18 protein-coding genes and 4 pseudogenes are annotated in these 19,536 nt (G+C 67.2%); 6 read left to right on the top strand and 16 right to left on the bottom strand.

The window, feature by feature from the left end:
- Positions 1–67: 67 nt before the first annotated feature.
- From era to A5645_RS18645, 7 genes and pseudogenes are all read right to left on the bottom strand, one after another.
- A complete protein-coding gene (era, locus tag A5645_RS18665; protein WP_065130630.1) occupies positions 68–967 on the bottom strand; it encodes a GTPase Era in 900 nt (299 codons plus the stop codon).
- Complete coding sequence (locus A5645_RS18660) at positions 960–2,252, bottom strand: hemolysin family protein (RefSeq protein WP_065036902.1); 1,293 nt, start codon at positions 2,250–2,252, stop codon at positions 960–962. The genes era and A5645_RS18660 overlap by 8 nt, the downstream gene beginning before the upstream one ends.
- Positions 2,249–2,785 carry an rRNA maturation RNase YbeY gene (gene ybeY / locus A5645_RS18655; protein WP_065130629.1) on the bottom strand — a complete coding sequence of 179 codons (537 nt, stop codon included), beginning with the start codon at positions 2,783–2,785 and terminating at the stop codon, positions 2,249–2,251. The genes A5645_RS18660 and ybeY overlap by 4 nt, the downstream gene beginning before the upstream one ends.
- An 18-nt stretch (positions 2,786–2,803) precedes the next feature.
- Positions 2,804–3,142, bottom strand: a pseudogene (locus tag A5645_RS28815) (PhoH family protein); the annotation flags it as partial.
- 264 nt (positions 3,143–3,406) lie between these two features.
- Positions 3,407–3,958 (bottom strand): annotated as a pseudogene (locus tag A5645_RS29310) (LAGLIDADG family homing endonuclease); the annotation flags it as partial.
- A gap of 261 nt (positions 3,959–4,219) precedes the next feature.
- Positions 4,220–4,939, bottom strand: a pseudogene (locus tag A5645_RS28810) (PhoH family protein); the annotation flags it as partial.
- A 59-nt stretch (positions 4,940–4,998) separates the two neighbouring features.
- On the bottom strand, positions 4,999–5,655 hold the full coding sequence (locus A5645_RS18645; RefSeq protein WP_065130628.1) for a TetR/AcrR family transcriptional regulator C-terminal domain-containing protein: 657 nt from the start codon (positions 5,653–5,655) through the stop codon (positions 4,999–5,001).
- A 73-nt stretch (positions 5,656–5,728) separates the two neighbouring features.
- On the opposite strand from A5645_RS18645, the gene A5645_RS18640 reads away from it, so the two are divergent.
- Both A5645_RS18640 and A5645_RS18635 read left to right on the top strand, forming a co-directional pair.
- The gene (locus tag A5645_RS18640; protein WP_253867058.1) at positions 5,729–6,634 is read left to right on the top strand and encodes an alpha/beta hydrolase; all 906 of its coding nucleotides are present in this window, start codon (positions 5,729–5,731) and stop codon (positions 6,632–6,634) included.
- Positions 6,618–7,286: a maleylpyruvate isomerase family mycothiol-dependent enzyme gene (locus tag A5645_RS18635; RefSeq protein ID WP_065130627.1), complete on the top strand. Its 669-nt coding sequence runs from the start codon at positions 6,618–6,620 to the stop codon at positions 7,284–7,286. The genes A5645_RS18640 and A5645_RS18635 overlap by 17 nt, the downstream gene beginning before the upstream one ends.
- A 212-nt stretch (positions 7,287–7,498) precedes the next feature.
- On the opposite strand, the gene A5645_RS29135 is transcribed toward A5645_RS18635, so the two are convergent.
- From A5645_RS29135 to hrcA, 4 genes are all read right to left on the bottom strand, one after another.
- On the bottom strand, positions 7,499–9,289 hold the full coding sequence (locus A5645_RS29135; protein WP_081288434.1) for a PE domain-containing protein: 1,791 nt from the start codon (positions 9,287–9,289) through the stop codon (positions 7,499–7,501).
- Between the two features lie 483 nt (positions 9,290–9,772).
- Positions 9,773–10,534: a 16S rRNA (uracil(1498)-N(3))-methyltransferase gene (locus A5645_RS18620; RefSeq protein WP_065130625.1), complete on the bottom strand. Its 762-nt coding sequence runs from the start codon at positions 10,532–10,534 to the stop codon at positions 9,773–9,775.
- Positions 10,535–10,550: 16 nt separating this feature from the next.
- Positions 10,551–11,696, bottom strand: coding sequence for a molecular chaperone DnaJ (gene dnaJ / locus A5645_RS18615; protein WP_036358676.1), 1,146 nt, complete (start codon positions 11,694–11,696; stop codon positions 10,551–10,553).
- 83 nt (positions 11,697–11,779) lie between these two features.
- Positions 11,780–12,811: a heat-inducible transcriptional repressor HrcA gene (gene hrcA / locus A5645_RS18610; protein ID WP_065036895.1), complete on the bottom strand. Its 1,032-nt coding sequence runs from the start codon at positions 12,809–12,811 to the stop codon at positions 11,780–11,782.
- Between the two features lie 162 nt (positions 12,812–12,973).
- On the opposite strand from hrcA, the gene A5645_RS18605 reads away from it, so the two are divergent.
- From A5645_RS18605 to A5645_RS18595, 3 genes are all read left to right on the top strand, one after another.
- Entirely contained in the window at positions 12,974–13,279 is a 306-nt protein-coding gene (locus A5645_RS18605; protein ID WP_065036894.1) for a type II toxin-antitoxin system VapB family antitoxin, read from the top strand.
- Positions 13,280–13,420: 141 nt separating this feature from the next.
- On the top strand, positions 13,421–14,056 hold the full coding sequence (locus tag A5645_RS18600) for a carboxymuconolactone decarboxylase family protein (protein ID WP_065130624.1): 636 nt from the start codon (positions 13,421–13,423) through the stop codon (positions 14,054–14,056).
- Complete coding sequence (locus tag A5645_RS18595) at positions 14,053–14,922, top strand: sigma-70 family RNA polymerase sigma factor (protein ID WP_065130623.1); 870 nt, start codon at positions 14,053–14,055, stop codon at positions 14,920–14,922. The genes A5645_RS18600 and A5645_RS18595 overlap by 4 nt, the downstream gene beginning before the upstream one ends.
- Before the next feature lie 78 nt (positions 14,923–15,000).
- Here A5645_RS18595 and A5645_RS18590 read toward each other — a convergent pair whose 3' ends face one another.
- The 5 genes and pseudogenes from A5645_RS18590 to A5645_RS27865 form a co-directional block, all read right to left on the bottom strand.
- Positions 15,001–15,507 (bottom strand): MTB12 family secreted protein, encoded by a 507-nt coding sequence (locus tag A5645_RS18590; RefSeq protein WP_436405511.1) that lies wholly within the window; start codon positions 15,505–15,507, stop codon positions 15,001–15,003.
- Positions 15,508–15,727: 220 nt separating this feature from the next.
- Positions 15,728–18,349 (bottom strand): LuxR C-terminal-related transcriptional regulator, encoded by a 2,622-nt coding sequence (locus A5645_RS18585; RefSeq protein WP_065130621.1) that lies wholly within the window; start codon positions 18,347–18,349, stop codon positions 15,728–15,730.
- A gap of 43 nt (positions 18,350–18,392) precedes the next feature.
- Positions 18,393–18,707, bottom strand: coding sequence for a DUF3303 domain-containing protein (locus tag A5645_RS18580; RefSeq protein ID WP_065130620.1), 315 nt, complete (start codon positions 18,705–18,707; stop codon positions 18,393–18,395).
- Between the two features lie 98 nt (positions 18,708–18,805).
- Positions 18,806–19,009 carry a hypothetical protein gene (locus A5645_RS18575; RefSeq protein ID WP_065036888.1) on the bottom strand — a complete coding sequence of 68 codons (204 nt, stop codon included), beginning with the start codon at positions 19,007–19,009 and terminating at the stop codon, positions 18,806–18,808.
- An 83-nt stretch (positions 19,010–19,092) separates the two neighbouring features.
- Positions 19,093–19,320, bottom strand: a pseudogene (locus tag A5645_RS27865) (hypothetical protein); the annotation flags it as partial.
- Between A5645_RS27865 and A5645_RS29455 the strand changes: the two are divergent.
- Positions 19,226–19,536 (top strand): phosphopantetheine-binding protein (locus tag A5645_RS29455; protein WP_436405510.1); only part of this gene is annotated, 311 nt, incomplete at its 3' end. The pseudogene A5645_RS27865 and the gene A5645_RS29455 sit on opposite strands and share 95 nt — an antisense overlap.

Genomic DNA, 19,536 nt, shown 5'->3' with positions numbered 1-19,536 from the left:
CGGCTTATCGCGGCGCGAGGGCCGTGTCACCTACCGAAGGCCCACGCTCGGTGGGGGTGCACACCCGCTAAAAGCCCAAGCGGCCAAGCTGTTTGGGGTCACGCTGCCAGTTCTTGGCGACCTTCACCCGCAGATCCAGGTAGATCTTGGTGCCGAGCAGCTTCTCGATCTGGTTGCGCGCCGCGGTACCCACCTCGCGTAACCGAGACCCGCCCTTGCCGATCACGATGCCTTTCTGGCTGTCTCGCTCGACATAGAGCACGGCGTGCACGTCGATCAGATCGTCGCGCCCCTCGCGCGGGTTGACTTCGTCGATCACCACCGCCAGCGAATGCGGCAGCTCGTCGCGCACCCCTTCGAGGGCGGCCTCGCGGATCAGCTCGGCCATCAACACCTCTTCGGGCTCGTCGGTCAGCTCGCCGTCGGGGTAATACGCCGGGCCGGCCGGCAGTGCCGCGGCCAGCACGTCGGTCAACACGTCGACCTGCGCGCCGGACACCGCCGACACCGGCACGATTTCGGCTGCACTGGCGACCAGTTCGCTGACCGCGACCAGCTGGGCGGCCACCCGGTCTTTGGGCACCTTGTCAATCTTGGTGACGATCGCCACCAGGGTGGTCTTCGGGGCGACCGCCCGGATCTGGTCGACGATCCAGCGGTCTCCGGGACCGATCGCCTCGTCGGCCGGTATGCACAAGCCGATGACGTCGACCTCGCTGTAGGTGTCGCGGACCAAGTCGTTGAGGCGCTTGCCGAGCAGCGTGCGGGGTCGGTGCAAGCCCGGGGTGTCCACCAGGATGATCTGGAAGTGCTCGCGGTGCACGATTCCGCGGATCGTGTGCCGGGTCGTCTGCGGGCGCATCGAGGTGATCGCCACCTTCGCCCCGACCAGCGCGTTGGTCAGTGTCGACTTGCCGGTGTTCGGCCTGCCGACCAAACAGACGAAGCCGGAACGGAACTCACTCATCACCCTCGCTCTCCGGTGGCTCGACCCGGCTCAGCAGCACGGTGCCCACCCGGACACGTCCGCGATGATCAGGACCGCCTTCGGCGTGCAGGCGCAGGCCATGCGACACCACCTCGGCGCCGGGCAACGGCACGCGCCCCAGTTCAAGCGCCAGCAGCCCGCCGACGGTGTCCACGTCGAGATCGTCGTCGAACTCCACGCCGTAGAGCTCGCCCACGTCCTCGATCGGCAGTCGCGCCGACACCCGGAAACGGTCGTCGCCGAGGTCCTCTACGGGAGCGGTCTCGGCTTGGTCGTACTCGTCGGCGATCTCGCCGACGATCTCTTCCAGCACGTCCTCGATGCTCACCAGACCAGCGATGGCGCCGTATTCGTCGACCAGCAGCGCCATGTGGTTGCGGTCGCGCTGCATTTCGCGCAGCAACGCGTCCAACGGCTTGGAATCCGGTACGAACACGGCCGGCCGCATGACCTGCGCCACGGTGGTCTCCCGGGCGCCGTTGCGGGAGAAAACGGACTGCTGCACAAGATCTTTGAGATAGACGACACCGAGGATGTCGTCGACGTTCTCACCGATTACCGGGATGCGGGAGTGGCCGCTGCGTACCGCCAGCGCCATCGCCTGGTGCGGCGACTTGTCACTCTCGATCCACACCATCTCGGTGCGCGGCACCATCACCTCGCGCGCCGGGGTGTCCCCGAGCTCGAACACCGACTCGATCATCCGGCGTTCGTCGGCGGCGACCACACCACGCTGCTGTGCCAGGTCGACGACTTCACGCAGCTCGATCTCAGAGGCAAATGGCCCGTTGCGGAAGCCGCGGCCGGGAGTGAGCGCGTTACCGAGCAGCACCAGCACCCGGCTGATCGGCATCAGCAGCCACGAGATCGCCTGCAGCGGAAGGGCCGTCGCCAGCGAGATGGAATAGGCGTGCTGACGGCCCAGCGTGCGGGGACCCACACCGATGACGACGAAGCTGGTCACCACCATGATGGCGGCGGCGTAGAACAGACCCCAGTCCATGCTGACCTTGCGCCGGAAATAAACCACCAGCAGCGCGGTCGCGGTGATCTCGCAGACGATGCGCAGCAGCACCACCAGGTTGATGTATCGCGGGCGGTCGCCCATCACCTTGAGCAACGACCTCGCACCGGGCCGCTCGTCGCGCACCAACTCGTGCACCCGGGCCAGCGAGACGGTGCTGATGGCGGCGTCGAGCGCGGCGAAGATACCGCCCAGACCGATCAACACGACCGCGCTGAGCAGCTGATAGAGACTGGTCACGGCTGGTCGAAATACCTTGACTTGTCCAGCAACCGGCGGTCCCGCTCGTGCTGGCGGTCGTGCTGGTAGGCCTCGACCTGCTCGGCCACCCACTCCTCCAGCAGCCGGTCCTGCAAGGCGAACATTTCCCGTTCCTCGTCCGGCTCGCCGTGGTCGTAGCCGAGCAGGTGCAGCACGCCGTGGATGGTCAACAGCGCAAGCTCATGCCCGAGGCTGTGACCCGCCGCGGCGGCCTGTTTGGCGGCGAACTCCGGGCACAGCACGATGTCGCCCAGCATTGCCGGACCCGGCTCGGGCGCATCGGGGCGACCGCCGGGCTCCAGTTCGTCCATCGGGAAGCTCATCACGTCCGTCGGACCGGGCAGGTCCATCCACCGCATGTGCAGGTCGGCCATGGCCGCGGTGTCCAGCAGCACCATCGAGAGCTCGGCGGCGGGGTGCACGTCCATCTGATCGATGACGAACCTGGCCACACTGACCAGTTCGGCTTCGGAGACGTCGATGCCCGACTCGTTGGACACTTCGATGCTCATAAGGCGCTCACGCACCCATCATCGACGATTACGGCTGCCGGATGCCCGCCGAGCCGCCCGATTCATCCCTTGGCCGGGCTCTTCGTAACGCGCGTAGGCGTCGACGATCTCCCCCACCAGGCGGTGACGAACCACATCCGCGCTGGTCAGCTCGGCGATGTGGATGTCGTCGATGTCTTCGAGGATGTCGACGGCCGCCCGCAGCCCGGACCGCGCGCCCCCCGGCAGGTCGACCTGGGTGACGTCGCCTGTGACCACGACCTTGGAGCCGAAACCCAGCCGGGTCAAAAACATCTTCATCTGCTCGGCGGTGGTGTTCTGCGCCTCGTCCAGGACGATGAAGGCGTCGTTGAGCGTGTTGTGCGTGAGCAGGAAGTCCTCGGTGACGTAGAGCGAATCCGCGGCGGCCACCTGGATGCACACGGCCTCTTCGGTGCCCGCGGATTCGATGCTGTCGACAAAACGCATGGGGCGACCACACCCGTCGGCGTCGTACTTCGCGAGTTTGCGCGCCAGCCGGAACGGGATGACGCCGGCCGGCAAACGGATGTCGAGAACGTGCGCGTCGGACCGATGCGGCACCGCCCGGCCGCCCACCAGACCTGGCTTGCGGCCTTCGGCCGGCCGAGTCCGCGTGTATACGACCCCGCCGAGCGATCGCACCAGGAACATCACATCGTCGCGCAACCGATCGGACACGGTTGTGAACTGGATGCGGCAGGAGCGTCCCTGCTGGGGGAGCGGGCCGCCATCGGTGTCGAGCAGACCTTGCAGCACCCCCAGGCGCACATCGACGGAATTGAACAGGTACTGGGGGGGCACGAACTTGGTGTCGGATCGGGTACCGGCCAGTCCCAGTTGCCGCAGCGCGTCGGTGACCAGATTCGCCTTCGTGATGACTTCCCCGGGCGACGTAGTCCGGTTGAGCACGTAATCCACGTCGTTCTTATGACGGACGGTTATCCCCGGAATGCGGCATTCCAGAGCATGCGCCAACTCTGGGTCATTCGTCGCGAAGCCGGGTGTAGTCGAGCAGGTGACGCACCCGTCGCCAAGCAATAACCCAAGCGCGTAGGCGTCGAGCGGAACCGCCCGGGATTCGAACTGCACCGGCGCGCTCAAAATCGGCAGTTCGTAGCGGTGGTGATGCGCGGCACGGAGATTGCCGATCATCTCCTTGGTCTGCAGGACTCGAGCGGGCCTGCCGCGCCGCCTGTCCGAGCGGGTGTAGACAGACCAGAGATGGTCACCCGACGCCAAAGTCGACGAACCGTCCTGCGCAGAGACCCGATAGATCTCCTTGAAGCCTTGCGGATAAACCCCGAGAACCTCCGTCGGGCGCCCGTCCGAGCCGATCACGAAGTCACCGACCCGCAGGCTTCCGATCGGTCGGAAACCACTGGGTGTCAACACTTTGGTGAAGACCGGTTGCGCCCGGCCGCGCATGTATGCCAGCGGCGCCACCTCGATGACCCCGGCCGACATCAGCTTGGGGATCAGCTCGGGGTCCATCATGTCGTAGAGCGCGTCGTACAACGGCCGCAGATACGGGTCGATCTTCTCGCTCAGCGTGCCGGGCAGAAAGCCAAGGCGCTCACCGGCTTCCACCGCCGGCCGGGTCAGGATGATCCGGGTCACCTGCTTGGTCTGTAGCGCGTGCACGGCCTTGGCCATGGCCAGATACGTCTTGCCGGTACCGGCCGGGCCGATCCCGAACACGATGGTGTTGGCGTCGATGGCATCGACGTAGTGCTTCTGGTTGAGCGTCTTGGGTCGAATCGTCTTGCCGCGGCGGGCCAGGATGTCGAGTGTAAGGACATCGGCCGGGGATTCGTTGCCGGTGCCGACCAGCATGGCGACGCTGTGCCGCACCACTTCCGGCGTCAATGCCTGTCCCCTGTCGACGATCGCCACCAGTTCCGAGACGGCCCGCTCGGCCAGAGCGACATCGGCCGGTTCGCCGGCGAAGCTGACGGTGTTGCCCCGCACATGCAGGGTGGCGTTCAGATTGCGTTCGAGGGCACGTAGATTCTCGTCGGCCGAGCCGAGCAGGCCCATGACGAGGTCGGGCGGAACTTCGAAGCTGCTGCGAACTTGAGCATCGGTCTGACGGGTCACGCCAGCGTCAGCAGCGCGGGTCTCGCGGGGCGTCACGTGGTTTCTGCTGCCTGCTTTCTGGCGTGGGGACATGCGTGCGGACGAAAAAGCCGAATTCAGTCTACCGCCGGTCGGTGACCTGTTCCCAAAGATTTGATGCCCGCCAGCAGGATGGTCAACCCACGATCAAAGTCGGCGACCGCCGTCGAACGCTGGCTGACGTGCGCGAGCGCGGCGATGTGGGGATGCTGGTGACCGGCCAGGCCGCCTATCCTCGCCGCCACGGTGACCTGTTCGCGATCCCGTCCGGCTCCGGCCAGCGGTCCGGCCAGCTCCGCCTGCGCGCTGCCCGTGACCAGGGCCAGCACCGCGCGGAAACTGGCCAGCACGTCGTGTTCGGCCAGCCCGGCGCGATTGAGCGCCGCGATCAACCGGTCGGCGGCGGCATAGCTCGACGCCGACACCGTTCGTCGGGTCAGCACCAGTGGCACGGCGTTGGGGTGCCGACGCACCGCCTCCCACATGGCCGTCGCGATCGCACGCACGTCGGCGCACCAATCGTCAGTTCTCGCAGGAACTTTCATTTCGGCGATGACGGCCTCGGCGACCAGCTCCTCCAGCTCGCGCCGATCCTTGACGTAGTTGTACAGCGTCATCGGGCCGGTGCCGAGCGCCGTCGCCAGCGAGCGCATGCTCAGCCCGCCCAGCCCGTCGCGGTCGACAATCTCCAACGCCGCCGCGGCGATATCGGCCACCGAGAAGCGCGCGCGCATCCGGATCCCCTTCCATTGACACGTACATCGTACGTAATGTACAACACGTACATCGTACGTATCAGGAGGGTCCATGACCGTCATCCCCAGCACCGTCGCCACCGAATTCATTTCAGAAGGAAGCCGTTGCGCCGCATGGCTCACTCGCCCAGCCGGCGCGGGACCGCATCCGGCCGTCGTCCTGGCGCACGGTCTGGGCGCCAACCACACGATGGCTTTGGCTCGATACGAGCGGCACTTCTCCGCCGCCGGGATCGCGACCCTGGCCTTCGACTACCGCAACCTGGGCGCCTCCGACGGGAACCCGCGGCAGCGGCTCAGCCTGCGTCGTCACCGCCGAGACATCACGGCGGCGCTGGACTTCATCCGTTCGGCGCCCGGCATCGACCCGGCCCGGGTTGCTCTATGGGGCACCAGCCTGGGTGCGATGCACGTGCTGCGGGTGGCCGCCGAACGGCCTGACGTCGCCGCCGTTGTGGTGCAGTGCCCGATCGTCGACGGGCCGGCGACGCTACGCCGACTGGGCTGGGCCCCGCTGCTGCGGCTTGGGCCGGCGGTCGTCGCAGACGCCGTGCGGGCCGCCACCGGACGGCCCCGCCGCTACGTACCGATCGTGGGACCGCCGGGCACTCTGGCCGCTGTCGCCGTCGCCGGAGCCGAGGACGGGTGGAATTCGACCGTGGATCCCGGCGGTTCATTCGACAACCGGATCGCCGCTTCCAACGTCGTCGAGATCGCCGTCACCAGCGCCAAACGCAAGGCGCTCCGGATTGCGGCGCCGCTGCTGGTGTGCGTATCGCAACGCGAGACGCTGATGGACCCCCGGCATGCCGAGGACGTCGCCAGACGAGCACCGCACGGCGTCGCCCGCTACTACGACGGCGACCACTTCCAGATCTATCACCCGCCGCTGCTCGCCGGCCTGCTCGCCGACCAGACCGACTTCCTGAAGGAGCATTTACATGTCGGATCTGCGTAAGATGTTGCACGACAATGACACCCGCTTCGTCCACTGGGCCCGGCAACTGTCGGACGCCGATTGGCAACAACCGAGCCTGTGCATGGGATGGCGAAATCACGACGTGCTGGCCCATTTGGTGGTGGGGTACCGGGCCTCGGGGACCGAGCTCGGCCGATACCTGTTGAGGTACCGGGGATCGTTCGACCGCGCGAACAGCGCATTTTCCATCGATGTGGCGCGGCGGCGCAGTCCCGGCGCTCTGCTTGATGAGTTCTCGACGTTGATCCGTCGGCCACGTGGCGTCGGCCGCGTCTTTCCCCGGCGACTTCTATTGGGTGATCACGTTATTCACGAACTCGACATTGCTTTCGCGCTGAAGCGGACACCCGAGGTAACCCCCGCAGCTTTAATTGCGGTGCTCAATACGCAAGTGCGCGTGCCGAACCCGTTCGTGCCGGCAACTGCGCGGGCACGTGGACTGCGGCTGCGCGCCACCGACGTCGACTGGACACACGGCGACGGCGTCCGGGCGGTAACCGGTGGTGCGGCGCAGCTGGCGTCGGTGCTGGCCGGCCGACCGTGGGCGCTCCAATACCTGAGCGGCGGTGGCATCGACGAATTGCGGGCCCGGCTGGCTAGCGACTCGACAGCGAATCTCACTGCACCGTAAGCACTGTAAGCACCGCCGACCTCAGCCTCAAGCCTGCGTGCACAGCTGCCGCGGCGAAACCGTGTACTGCCTCCGCCAGCTCGCAGCGCAGCGCAAGACAGGAGCTGGCGGCGATCAAGGCCAGCTCCTGGAGGACCGCGGCCCAGTCGGGCAGCTCAGCTGGCGTCGGCAACGCACAATCCATTTCGCCCTCCTCTAATTGTCCGGAGCGGCTAGAACGGCAACGCCAGCGCGGCCGTGCTGACGCCGAACGCGCGGTTGCCCGTGAGGTCGACGCCGCGATTGTTGTCGCCGAGGTTGCTGACCCCGACGTTGCGGTCGCCGGTGTTGTCCAGGCCGAAGTTGTTGTTGCCGATGTTGTTGAAGCCGACGTTGAAGTTGCCGGTGTTGGCGCCACCGAGATTGAGGCTGCCGTTGTTGGCATCACCGAAGTTCAGCATCCCGTGATTGCCGTTGCCGAAGTTGAGGAATCCCTGGTTGTTGTCACCGAAGTTCAGCAGCCCCAAGTTGCCGCTGCCGCCATCGAGGAACGACAAGCCGGTGGCGTCGAGGATCGCTTCCTGTGCGAGCGCGGCCCATTGGTGCACCGACTGGGCAATACTGTTACTGATAGAGGCGCCAAAGGAATTCACATAACCGTTGGCTCTCGCCATTTCGGTGTTGATGTTCTGCACGAAGTCGTATGTCGTGTTCAAACTCCCGGAGACCGCGCTGATGGGATTGGTGGCCGATCCCTGGCCCTGTGCGGCAGTAGCGCCCGATGCGCCTGTCGCGCCTGGTTGGCCCAGCGCTCCACCCTGCCCGCCCTGGCCACCGTGTCCGGGTGTGCCGGGCAGCCCCCCGAGACCGCCGATTCCGCCGATGCCGGGATTGCCCCCTGCCCCACCCTTGCCTGCAGCCCCGCCGGTGCCGCCATCGCCGCCGTTACCGAACAGGCTGCCGTGGCCCCCGGCACCGCCGACACCGCCCTTTCCGCCGAAGCCACCGTGACCGCCAGCACCAGTGAGGATGTCACCGTTGCCGCCGGCGCCGCCAACGCTGCCTGCACCGCCGAGACCGCCAGTGCCGCCATTACCGAACAGCAGTCCGGCGTCCCCACCGATTCCTCCGACGCCGCCGTTGCCGGCTTGCCCGCCGGCGAAGCCCCCGCCGGTGGGAATGGGCAGCCGTCCGCCGGTGCCACCGGTGCCGCCGGCGCCCCCGGTTCCGCCCGCGCCACCGCCGCCGCCCAGCACGCCGCCGTGTCCGCCGGCCCCACCGGCACCGCCTTGCCCGCCGCCGGCACCGATATTGGCCCACGGGCTTGCCCCACCCAGACCGGCGCCGCCGGTGCCTCCAGCGCCGCCGTTACCGAACATGCCCGCCGCGCCGCCGACCCCGCCGAGGCCGCCCGTTCCAGCGGTCGAGGTGGCGATTCCGCCATCACCTCCAATGCCGCCGGTACCGTAGAGCCAGCCACCAGCCCCGCCGCTGCCACCCGCTTGGCCCGCGGCGCCGGTGCCTCCAGCGCCCCCGTTGCCGATCAGCCCGGCCGCCCCGCCCGCTCCGCCGGCACCGTTGTAGCCGTCGCCGCCGTTGCCCCACAGCAGCCCACCGGCTCCACCGTTGGGGCCGGCCGAACTTCCGGGCGTTCCGTCACCGATCAGCGGGCGTCCCAGCAGCGTGTTGAACGGCGCGTTGAGCGCCCCGAGCAGCTGCTGATCCACGGATTGCATCGAGACATTGCCGGCCTCTGCGGTGGCATAAGAGTGCGTGCCCGCGCTCAGCAACGCGACGAATTGCTGATGAAACAGCGAGGCCTCAGCGCTGATTGTCTGATAGGCGGCGCCGTGAGCATTGAACAGCGCCATGATCGCCGCGGACACCTCGTCGGCACCGGCAGCCGCCACCCTTGTGGTGGAAGTCACGATCGCGGCGTTCGTTTCGCTCAGGGCCGCTTCGATACCGGCCAAATCGGTTGCCGCGGTTTGCGCGAACTCAGGAGCCACAAACACAAAAGACATGACAAAACCACCCTCCGCCATGAAGTCGAAAAGCTCTGGAAATTAAGGAATTCGAGGAAACGCGAATATGCTGCGCTATGCGGTCAGTTCAGAAATCCTGCGCGAACCACTCAGCAGATGCTGAAACCTGTTCTGCCACAAGGTTTCAACTCGCCGATGCCTGTGCATATGTGCGCAGAGTTGATTTTCGGCGGCAACACCGCGAAGTTCACCACAGCACAACCGTTCCTTTCCTTGCACTGGAGTGCAAGTCACCCCGGCTCGCCTACCGGCGACTCCTCTTGTCGCCATGCGCCCGGCCCATCGTCGACGCGAGGACGACACGCCCCCGCAATCGGATACATTTTCGTTTAGGATACATTAACGGATCAAGTTGTCTATTCGTGAGTGGCCTCGTGCAGGCGACAGCCGGCCCACAACCAACTCGCATCCAAGCCCACTTGCCAACTTGACCGAGGCATAGATTTCCTCGGGATTCACTGGCTAGAGACCCGACGGCGAATCCCACCGCGCGGTAAGCACTCCCAGCGCCCCCAACGCCACCGCGGCCGCGGTCGAGGTGCGCAGCACAGTGGGTCCCAGCCGAATCACCGCGGCACCGGCTTCAGTCAGGGCGGCCAACTCCTCCGGCGCGATGCCGCCCTCGGGACCGACCACAAGCGTCACCGAATGCGCTTGCGAGAGAGGGTAATCCGCGATCCGTTGCGCCGCCGACTCGTGCAGTACCACTACGACACCACCGGCGGCGACCTCGTGACCCACCCGCGTCACAAGTGCCGCGGTGGACAGCACCCCGTCGACGGCGGGGATATGCGCTCGGCGGGACTGACGCGCCGCCGCGCGCGCGACGGCCCGCCACCGGCGCAGCCCCTTGTCGAGCCGGGCGCCTTCCCAACGAGCGACACAGCGCGCCGCGTGCCAGGCCACGAACGCGTCGGCGCCGGCTTCGGTGGCCGACTCGACGGCGAGTTCGGAGCGCTCGGACTTGGGCAGCGCCTGAACGATTGTCACGGGTGGTTGCGTGGCCGGGACGTTCCATCGCTCCAGCACCCGCGCCCGCAGACCCTCACGTCCGGACTGCTCGACCTCACATCGGGCGAGTTCCCCGGCGCCGTTGCCCAGCACCAACTCCTCACCGACCCGGATCCGCCGCACGGCGGTCGCATGAAACCCTTCGTCGCCGGCCACGACGGCGAGGCCGCCGACGTCGGGCAGCCCGTCGACATAGAACAGCGTCGCCACCATGAGCGGCCCGCGGAGACTAGCGCCCGGTGAAGGTTTCGCGCAGCCGGCTGAACAGCCCGCCGCCCCCGCCGTGCGACGAGCGGACTTCAGCAACGTCACGGCTGCGGCGGTTCTTCAGCTCGCGCAACAACTCGGTGTCGCGGTGGTCCAGCCGGGTCGGCACCACGACCTCGACGTGGACATGCAGGTCACCGCGCGTGCTGGACCGCAGCTGGGGCATCCCCCGGCCGCGCAGCGTGATCGTCGCGCCCGGTTGGGTGCCGGGCGGAATGACGACCTCGCTCATGCCGTCCAGGATCGCGTCCAAGGTGACGGTGGTACCCAGGGCCGCGTCGATCATCGGCACCGAGACCGTGCAGTGCAGGTCGTCGCCCTCCCGGGCGAAGATGTCGTGGGCCTGCTCATGAACCTCGACGTAGAGGTCGCCGGCCGGTCCCCCGCCCGGGCCCACCTCGCCCTGCGCGGCGAGTCGGACCCGCATGCCCTCGGCGACGCCGGCCGGGATCTTGACGGTGATGTCCCGGCGCGCGCGCACCCGGCCGTCACCCATGCACTGATAGCAGGGGTCGGGGATCACCACGCCGACGCCGCGGCACGTCGGACAGGGCCGCGAAGTCAACATCTGGCCCAGCAGCGATCGCTGCACGGTTTGCACCTCGCCGCGACCCGCGCAGGTGTCGCACGGGACCGGTGCCGAGTCGCCGTTGGTTCCCTTGCCCTGGCATCGGTCACACAGCACCGCGGTGTCGACGGTGACCTGCTTGGTGACGCCGGTGGCGCACTCCTCGAGGTCAAGCCGCATTCGCAGTAGCGAGTCCGACCCGGGCCGCACCCGGCCGATGGGGCCGCGTGAACCACCCCCGCCGAACCCGCCGCCGAAGAACGCCTCGAACACGTCGCCCAGGCCACCGAAGTTGCCGAAACCGCCCGCCGACGCTCCCGCGCTTTCCAGCGGGTCGCCGCCCAGGTCGACGATGCGGCGTTTCTCCGGATCGCTCAACACCTCGTAGGCGGCGCTGATCTCCTTGAACTTGGCTTGTGCCGCCTCATCAGGGTTAACGTCCGGATGCAGTTCGCGCGCCAGCTTGCGATAAGCGCGTTTGATCTCGGTGTCGCTGGCGCCCTTGCTGACGCCCAGCAACCCGTAGTAATCGCGTGCCACGATTAACCCTTCCCAAGCTCTGTCGAGAGCCCTGTAAGCCCACCCCTACGGGGCCGTACCCAAACTCTGTTGCGGGCGCGCGGTCATCGAGCGCCCAGCACTTCGCCGATATACATGGCAACCGCGGCAACACTGGCCATAGTTCCCGGATAGTCCATCCGAGTGGGTCCCAGCACACCCATACCGCCGTAAACGGTGTCGTTGGTGCCGTAGGCGGTGGTCACCATGGAGGTGCCGGCCATCTGCTCCGCCTCGGTCTCGTGGCCGATGCGCACGGTCACCTTGCCGGCCTCCTGTTGCGCGGCCAGCAACCGCAGCACCACGACCTGCTCCTCCAGCGCTTCCAGAATGGAGCGCAGCGAGCCGCCGAAATCGGCCGCGTTGCGGGTGAGATTGGCGGTGCCGCCCATCAGCAGACGTTCCTCGGTGTGCTCCACCAACGATTCCAGCAACACCGTTGCCGAGCGCCCAACGGCGTCACCCAGGCCGTCGCCCTTGTGCAGCCCGCCGGCCAGATCGGCCACCGCGACCGACGCCGCCGCGAGCCGCTTGCCCACCAGCGCCTGGCCGAGCATGTCTCTGAGTTGGGTGAGCTGGTGCTCATCGATGACGTCACCGAGTTCGACGATGCGTTGATCGACCCGGCCGGAGTCGGTGATGACCACCATCAGCAGGCGGGCCGGCGTGAGCGCGATGACTTCCAAGTGACGGACGGTGGAGGTGGATAGCGTCGGATACTGGACCACGGCCACCTGACGCGTCAGCTGGGCCAGCAGCCGCACCGCCCGGCGCAGCACGTCGTCCAGGTCGACGGCGGACTCGAGGAAGTTCTGGATCGCGCGCCGTTCCGCCGCCGACAGCGGCTTGACGCCGTCGAGTCGGTCAACGAATTCGCGGTAACCCTTCTCCGTGGGCACCCGGCCCGAACTGGTGTGTGGCTGGGTGATGTAGCCCTCGGCCTCCAGGACCGCCATGTCGTTGCGGATGGTGGCGCTGGAGACGCCCAGATTGTGGCGCTCCACCAGAGATTTGGAACCTATTGGCTCGTGGGTGGAAACAAAGTCGGCAACGATTGCGCGGAGCACCTCGAAACGACGCTCGTCTGCGCTTCCCATCGACTGTCACCTCCTATACACCCACTGGCCGCGTTCATTTTACGGTCTCAGCAGGACCTCACCTGCCAACCGGGATCAGCGGCCGATACGGCATCAGGTCCCGCGTCGCTATAGCCTTACCCAAATGTTCCCGTGGAGCACGCCAGGCGAAAGCGACAGCGAATGATCTTCAAGGGCGTACGCGAGGGCAAGCCGTATCCGGAGCACGGGCTGTCCTACAAAGACTGGTCCCAGATTCCGCCGCAGCAGATCCGGCTCGACGAGTTGGTCACGACGACCACGGTGCTCGCCCTGGATCGTCTGCTGTCGGAGGACTCGACGTTTTACGGCGATCTGTTTCCGCACGCGGTGAAGTGGCGGGGCATCGTCTACCTGGAGGACGGACTGCACCGGGCCGTGCGCGCGGCGTTGCGGAACCGGACGGTGTTACACGCGCGGGTCTACGACATGGACATGGCCGCCGGCTAACTGCGCCGAACAGACGCTAAAGCACCCTTTTCGGCCCCGAAAAGGGTGCTTTAGCGTCTTGTCGCGGGGACCGGTCACATCCGTGCGCGGCCGGGTGTCGATCTGGTTAGAGAACTAGTGACACATTCCAGGAGGCGCGCCATGACACCGAATTCCGGGCCACGACTGACCGGAGTCTCTGACCGCGACGCCGGCTTGAGCGCAAAGATCGCCTTCTTCTTCACCAAGCGCCAGTTCAAACGGATGACGGGCCGCGAAACCGCGACGATGCTGGAACCGATGCGGATGTATGCCCATATCCCCCGGCTGTTGCGGGCTTACGGGCGGCTGGAACAGGCCGAGGCGAAACTCGGCATCCTCAGCCCGCGGCACCGCGCGCTCGCCGAACTCAAGTCGGCGACGACGGCGCGCTGCGAATTCTGCATCGACCTCGGCTCCCAGATCGCCCGCCGATGGGGCATCACCGATGGGGAGCTGCTGGCACTGTCCGACTATCGGTCCGACTATCGGTCCGACTATCGCAATGCCGACTGCTTCTCCGAAGTCGACAAGCTGATCCTGGACTACGCCACGGCGATGACCCGCACACCCGTCGAGGTGACGGACGAGCTGTTCGAGCGGCTGCGTGCGCATTTCGACACCGCGCAACTGGTCGGCCTCACCCACGTCATCACGCTGGGCAACCTGCGCGCCCGGTTCAACCTTGCCCTGAATATCGGATCGGCGGGTCTATCGGAAGGCATGGTGTGCGCGCTGCCCGACGCTGACCGCGGATGACCGGCGACCCGACGCTTACCGCCCGCTTCGAGGCGGCCCGCCCGCGGCTGGGCGCCATCGCCTACCGGATGCTGGGCTCCCTCGACGATGCCGAGGACGTGGTTCAGGAGGCGTGGCTACGGTTGAGCACCAGCGCGACCGAGGACATCGACAACCTGGACGCGTGGCTGACCACCGTGGTGGCGCGGATCTGCCTGAACACCCTTCGGTCGCGTCGGGTCCGCGCCGGTGAGGAACTGGTCGCGCAGGTTCCGGATCCGATTGTGGAATCGGACGGTGAATTCGATCCGGAACATCGCGCCATGCTGGGCGACGCGGTGGGCCTGGCGTTGTTCGTGGTGCTGAACACCCTCCCGCCGGCCGAGCGGCTGGCGTTCGTGTTGCACGACGCCTTCGCGGTGCCGTTCGACCAGATCGCAGCGATCGTGCAGAGGTCACCGGAGGCGACGCGGAAGCTGGCCAGTCGCGCCCGGCGGCGTATCCAGCAGGCGGATCCCGTACCGGACAGCGACCTGACGGCCCAGCACGACGCCGTCGCCGCCTTCTTCGCGGCCGGCCGCGGCGGAGATTTCGACCGGCTGGTTGCGGTGCTGCACCCGGAGGTGGTGTTGCACGGCGATTTCGGGGGCGGCACACCCGGCTTCCGCGCTCAGGGGGCGACGTCGGTGGCCGAGTTGGCCCGCGGCTATGCGGGCCCGGAGCGCGAGGTGCGGACCGCGGTCGTCAACGGAGCCGCCGGGGCGGTGGTGTTCATCGCGGGGCGAGCCGTCGCGGTGATGGGATTTTTGGTCCGGGACAGCCGGATCGCGGCGATCGACGTGTTGGCCGACCCGGATCGGCTGGCCCGCCTCGACCTGCGCGTGTGACGGAAGGTGCGCGAGCAGACGCAAAAGCACCCTTTTCGGGTCCGAAAAGGGTGCTTTTGCGTCTTTTCGCGAGGGGTACTAGCCCGAGGCCGCCTGCAGCAGCTGCATCGCCGAGCTCCGCGACAGCACCCAACCGCCCTGGTTGACGAAGGTGATGTTCTGCGTCACCGGCGGGGAAAGCTTGGGGCCGGAGACGGCGACGTCAGCCGTGGCCGCGCCCGGCTCGGCGGCCGGCTGGATGTTGGCGATGTTGAACTGCAGGGGCAGCTGACCGTTCTTGGCCGCCTTCTTCAGCTGGTGATCGGCGAGGCGCGCCTGGGTCCCGCCGATGCCGCCCTCGACCAGGTTGCCCTTGTTGGCGAACGACACGTTGGGATCGGCGAGGTTGGTCAGGATGCCGGTCAGCTGCGGGGCGGTCGGCAGGTTGGCCGGCGCCGGTACCGGTGCCGGGTCCAATGGCAGTGGCGCGCCGAAGACGACGGGCTGCACCTGGTATTCCGTCGGCGTCCCGGCGACGGCCGTTGCACCGGCCGCAGCCGCGCCGATCGCGGCCACCGCGGCCACGCCCCAAGCGAGTGATTTCATGGTTCGCACGATTGCTGTCCCCCTGTCGGATTCGCGCGGGAACGTGCGGGAACGTCGATGTTCCCCGCGCGCTGGCGCGTGTTGTCGTTGTGCCAATTGTGACTGGTGTGTCGTTCTGCGGACCAACCGCGTTACATCGACACTGCCACATGAGCGGTTCACGGAGCTATGGCGGAGCTGTGTAGCAGCTATGCGTCGGTCTGATGTGGACCCGGCGCGGTCAGCCGAGGGGCTTGAGCAGAGCCGCGAGTTCCTCGCGACTCGAGACCCCGGTTTTCGCCATCGCGCGGTAGATGTGGGCCTCGACGGTGCGTACGGAGAGAGTCAGCCGCTCGGCAACCGACCGAGTGGACAATCCGCCGCTTAGCAGCGTGACGATTTCCCGTTCGCGGAAAGTAAAAGGGATTTCGATGCTGGCTTCTCGTAGCGCGGGCGTGGCGGCCCCGCCGCAGCGCTCGGCAAGCGCCTGCGCGCGCGTCGAGCAACCCAGCGCCGATCCCCTTAGGCCCTTGGTGCGATACGCGGTTGCCGCGTGCGCGGCCGCGTCCACCGCGGCGACGAGATCGCCCATGCCTTCGAATTGTTCAGACGCCGTGGCCAATCCGGCTGCATCACTGTCGGCCAGGGCGGTGGCGAATCGAGCGGCAACACCGACCCGTGGTCCCTCCACCGTATTGGCGAGCTCGCGCAGCCGGGGCGCGGTGGAGCTGTCGCCGAATTGCGTCGCGGCTTGCAGGCACATCACTTCGGCGGCGAATTGTCCGTTGGCCCTGGCCGTTTGGGCTGCAGCCGCCGCGACCCTGGCTGCTTCACTGACCGCGCCCTGGCAGGCAGCCACCCAAGCGCGCGCCAGATCACGCTCGTAATCGACGAATCCCCAACTCCGATGGTGTTCGGCCTCGGTGGCCTGCAGCGCAGCAGCCGCCTCGTCGACCAGACCGCACATTGCCAGTGCGGTCGTGAGTGGAATCAGGTATCGGTACCGAAAACCGTTGGAGTCGCCCCTGAACAGCTCGGCAACCGTCTCCAGCAGGGATCTCGCCTCGGTCAATCGGCCCGAGCCGAGCGCCACCCGGCCCACGATCGCGGTGCTGAGAAGACGAGCGACGCCGGGCACATCGACGGTCTCCACACCTGCCTGCTCCGCTGACGCACTCGCGTCGACCATCCGACCGCCTTGCAGGAGCGCACCGACATGCCGGTCGACGATGAGCAGTCGCATGTGGGCCGCCGTTCCCATGCGCTGTGCGTATGCGGAGCCGACCGAAGCCGCCCGGTCCGCCGCAGCGCCGTGGCCCGCGTCGCCGTTGGCGACGACGAGCGCCCACGCCGCGGCCGCGCTGATGATTGCGGGCAGTTGTTCCAGATCGACGCCGGCACCGAGTTCGATCGCCCTGTCCGGGCGAGCCATCGACGCCCAGTAAACGATGAGGTACGCATTGATCCAGCTGCGGGACGCCGCGGTCGTGGCTATCCGCGCGGCCTCGTCGAAATGCGACTTCGCGCCATCGGGATCGGCCAGCCCCCACAACTTGCAGAAGCCCCGATGGCCAAGTGAGTACACCCGGTCGGACTCGGACAGGCCCTCGGTGGGCGTGCTTGCCACCACCGCGTCGGCCTCCTCGCCGCGGCCCTGCCACGCCAGCGCGAACGCGCGAATGTTGTACGCCTGCACTCCGGCTCCGGCCCTGATCGCAGCGGCGGACAGCCGGTCGGCCAAGGGTGCGTCCGCCAAAAACATGGCTCCGTCGGCGGCCCTGACCAGCAAATCGGGGTCGGGGACCAGATCGGAATCGACGCTCAATACCGCGCGCCGCACCACCATTCGCACATCGCCGTGTTCCGCGGTGGCGGCCAGTTCCGCGGCGACCCGCCCCCGCAGCCTACGCAATCTCGTTGGCGCGGCCCGCTTGCGCCGTAGTTCGCCATACAGCGGATGGGCAAGCCGGACTTCCATCCGGCCGCCGACCTCGCCGACCGTGATCAAGCCACGCACGTCGGCTTCCTCGATCGCGTCGGCGTCGGCGATCCGCGCCAAGGACGCCAATTCGATCGGCTCCCCTACCGCCAGCGCGTCCACCACGTCGCCGACCTCGGCCGAGAGCGTTCCCATTCGCGAGTCGATCAGCTCGGCCAGGCTGGGCGGCACGATCGGATCGCCGTGCCAGCGCCAGTGGTCGTGACGTTTCGCGAGCCGCCCGTCGGCCAGCTCTTGCTCGACGATATTGCGCAAGTACAGCACGTTGCCCCGGGTCAGCCGCCAGAACCGCTGGGCGGCATCGGGATCCACCGGGTCACCCAGTGCGGACGCCAGCAGCGTGGCGGTTTCCTCGGCGGACAGGGGCTGCAGGTCCAGGCGCTCGAACCCGGTGCCGCGCCAGATGTCCTGTACCGCAGTGGGAACCGGTTCGCCGTTGCGTACGGTCAACAGCACCCGCGCCGCACGCCGCTGAACGATCTGGTGCAGCACGAACGCGGACAGGTCATCGAGCAGATGGGCATCGTCGACGGCGACCACCACCGAGGCGTCCGGCGGCGCGGCGGTGAGCGCGCCGATGACGTCGCGGAGCAGGTGGACCAGTTGAACCTTATTGGCTCCGGGCGTACCAACCCACGCGGCAAACGCTCCCAGTGGGATCGACCGCGCCGACGAACTGGCCACCGCCCAACGAATCTCGCAACCACGCGAGGTCGCCGCCGCGAGCGCTTCGCGCGCTATGCGACTTTTTCCGACACCGGCGCCGCCGCAGACGACGATGCCGGACGACCCCGGCGCGGCGATGGCGGATTCGATGACCGCCAGCTCCTGCGACCGGCCGACCAGCGGCCACGTCAATCGCACTCGGTCAGCGTAGGAGGGTCCGGGCCAGCGCGCAGTCAATCACTCAAGTTTGTACGGATTCCAGGAAGTCGACACCTTGCCGCAGCACCTGCACAGACTGGTCGATGTCGACTACCGGGTGAACTTGGTAGTCGGCGATGAAAGCGAATTTTCCGGTGACGTCGGCGAGGTCGGCCGCGTTGTCGGTTTCGATCAGGGCGAATCCGCCGCCACTGTCCACGCGGCCCAGGAACGCGTGGTAGGTCGAACTCGCCGGCGGCGCCCACTTGGAGAAGACGGCCAAGCCACGCCGCAACGAATCTTCGTTCTCGGTCGCGGTCCCGTTGAGGCGGTATGTCCAGGAAACCAGATAATTCATGTCGTTCTCCTAGCGTGTGAATCTTTCTCCGGCTGCGACGGGTTTGTCGCAGTTGCGAAGTCACGGACCGCTCCGTCGGCCCACACCGCGTCCTAGCACTAGCAGATACCGATCTCTTGTTGCAGCGCAATGAGTTTCGCCTCGGCAAGGCGATAAACACCGTCGAGGTGTTCGTCCTCGACGCCGACGTACTCGCAGATCACCTCGCGAGCGGCACCGGCATCGCGCAGCCGCAACGCCAGCGAGTACGGCAACGGCAACTTGCGTAACGCTTGCTCGCGCTTGCTGAGACCCTCGGCCACCGGATCAGCATGGGGCGGTGCCCATCGGCCGAATAGCGTAGTGGGGTACTTAACTTTTGCTGTTCGTCGCTTGGGACGGCCGGTTACCCTTCGGCGAGGACCTCTTCGTCGGTGAGCGCCGCGACGTCGAGATAGTGCCGGGCGATGACCGCCAGCCGCTGCGGGGTGCCGCGGGCTGCCTCGCGCTTGTTCAACCGTTCGGCGAAGCCCGCCACGGTGCGGGTCGCGAAAAGGTCGGTGACCACCGCGTGGTCGACCTCTAACCAGTCCCGCACGCGTGCGACGACCGCGGTGGCACTGCTCGGGGAGCCCGACACCCCGGCGGGGCCGCACGTCGCCCCAACCAACGACCTGCAGGCCGCGCTGGCCGAGATCGTCGCCGAGGTGCTCGACGTGCACCCGGTCGGCGTGCACGACGACTTCTTCGCCCTCGGCGGTGACTCGGTGTTGGCCACCGCGGTCGTCGCACGCGTGCGGGACTGGTTAGAGGTCGACCACGCGGTGGTCACCGACCTTTTCGCGACCCG

The sequence above is a fragment of the Mycobacterium asiaticum genome, assembly GCF_001673635.1.
GTDB classification, from domain to species: domain Bacteria; phylum Actinomycetota; class Actinomycetes; order Mycobacteriales; family Mycobacteriaceae; genus Mycobacterium; species Mycobacterium asiaticum_C.
Note: the sequence above shows the minus strand (reverse complement) of the source record. Positions and strands in the feature narration are given on the sequence as shown.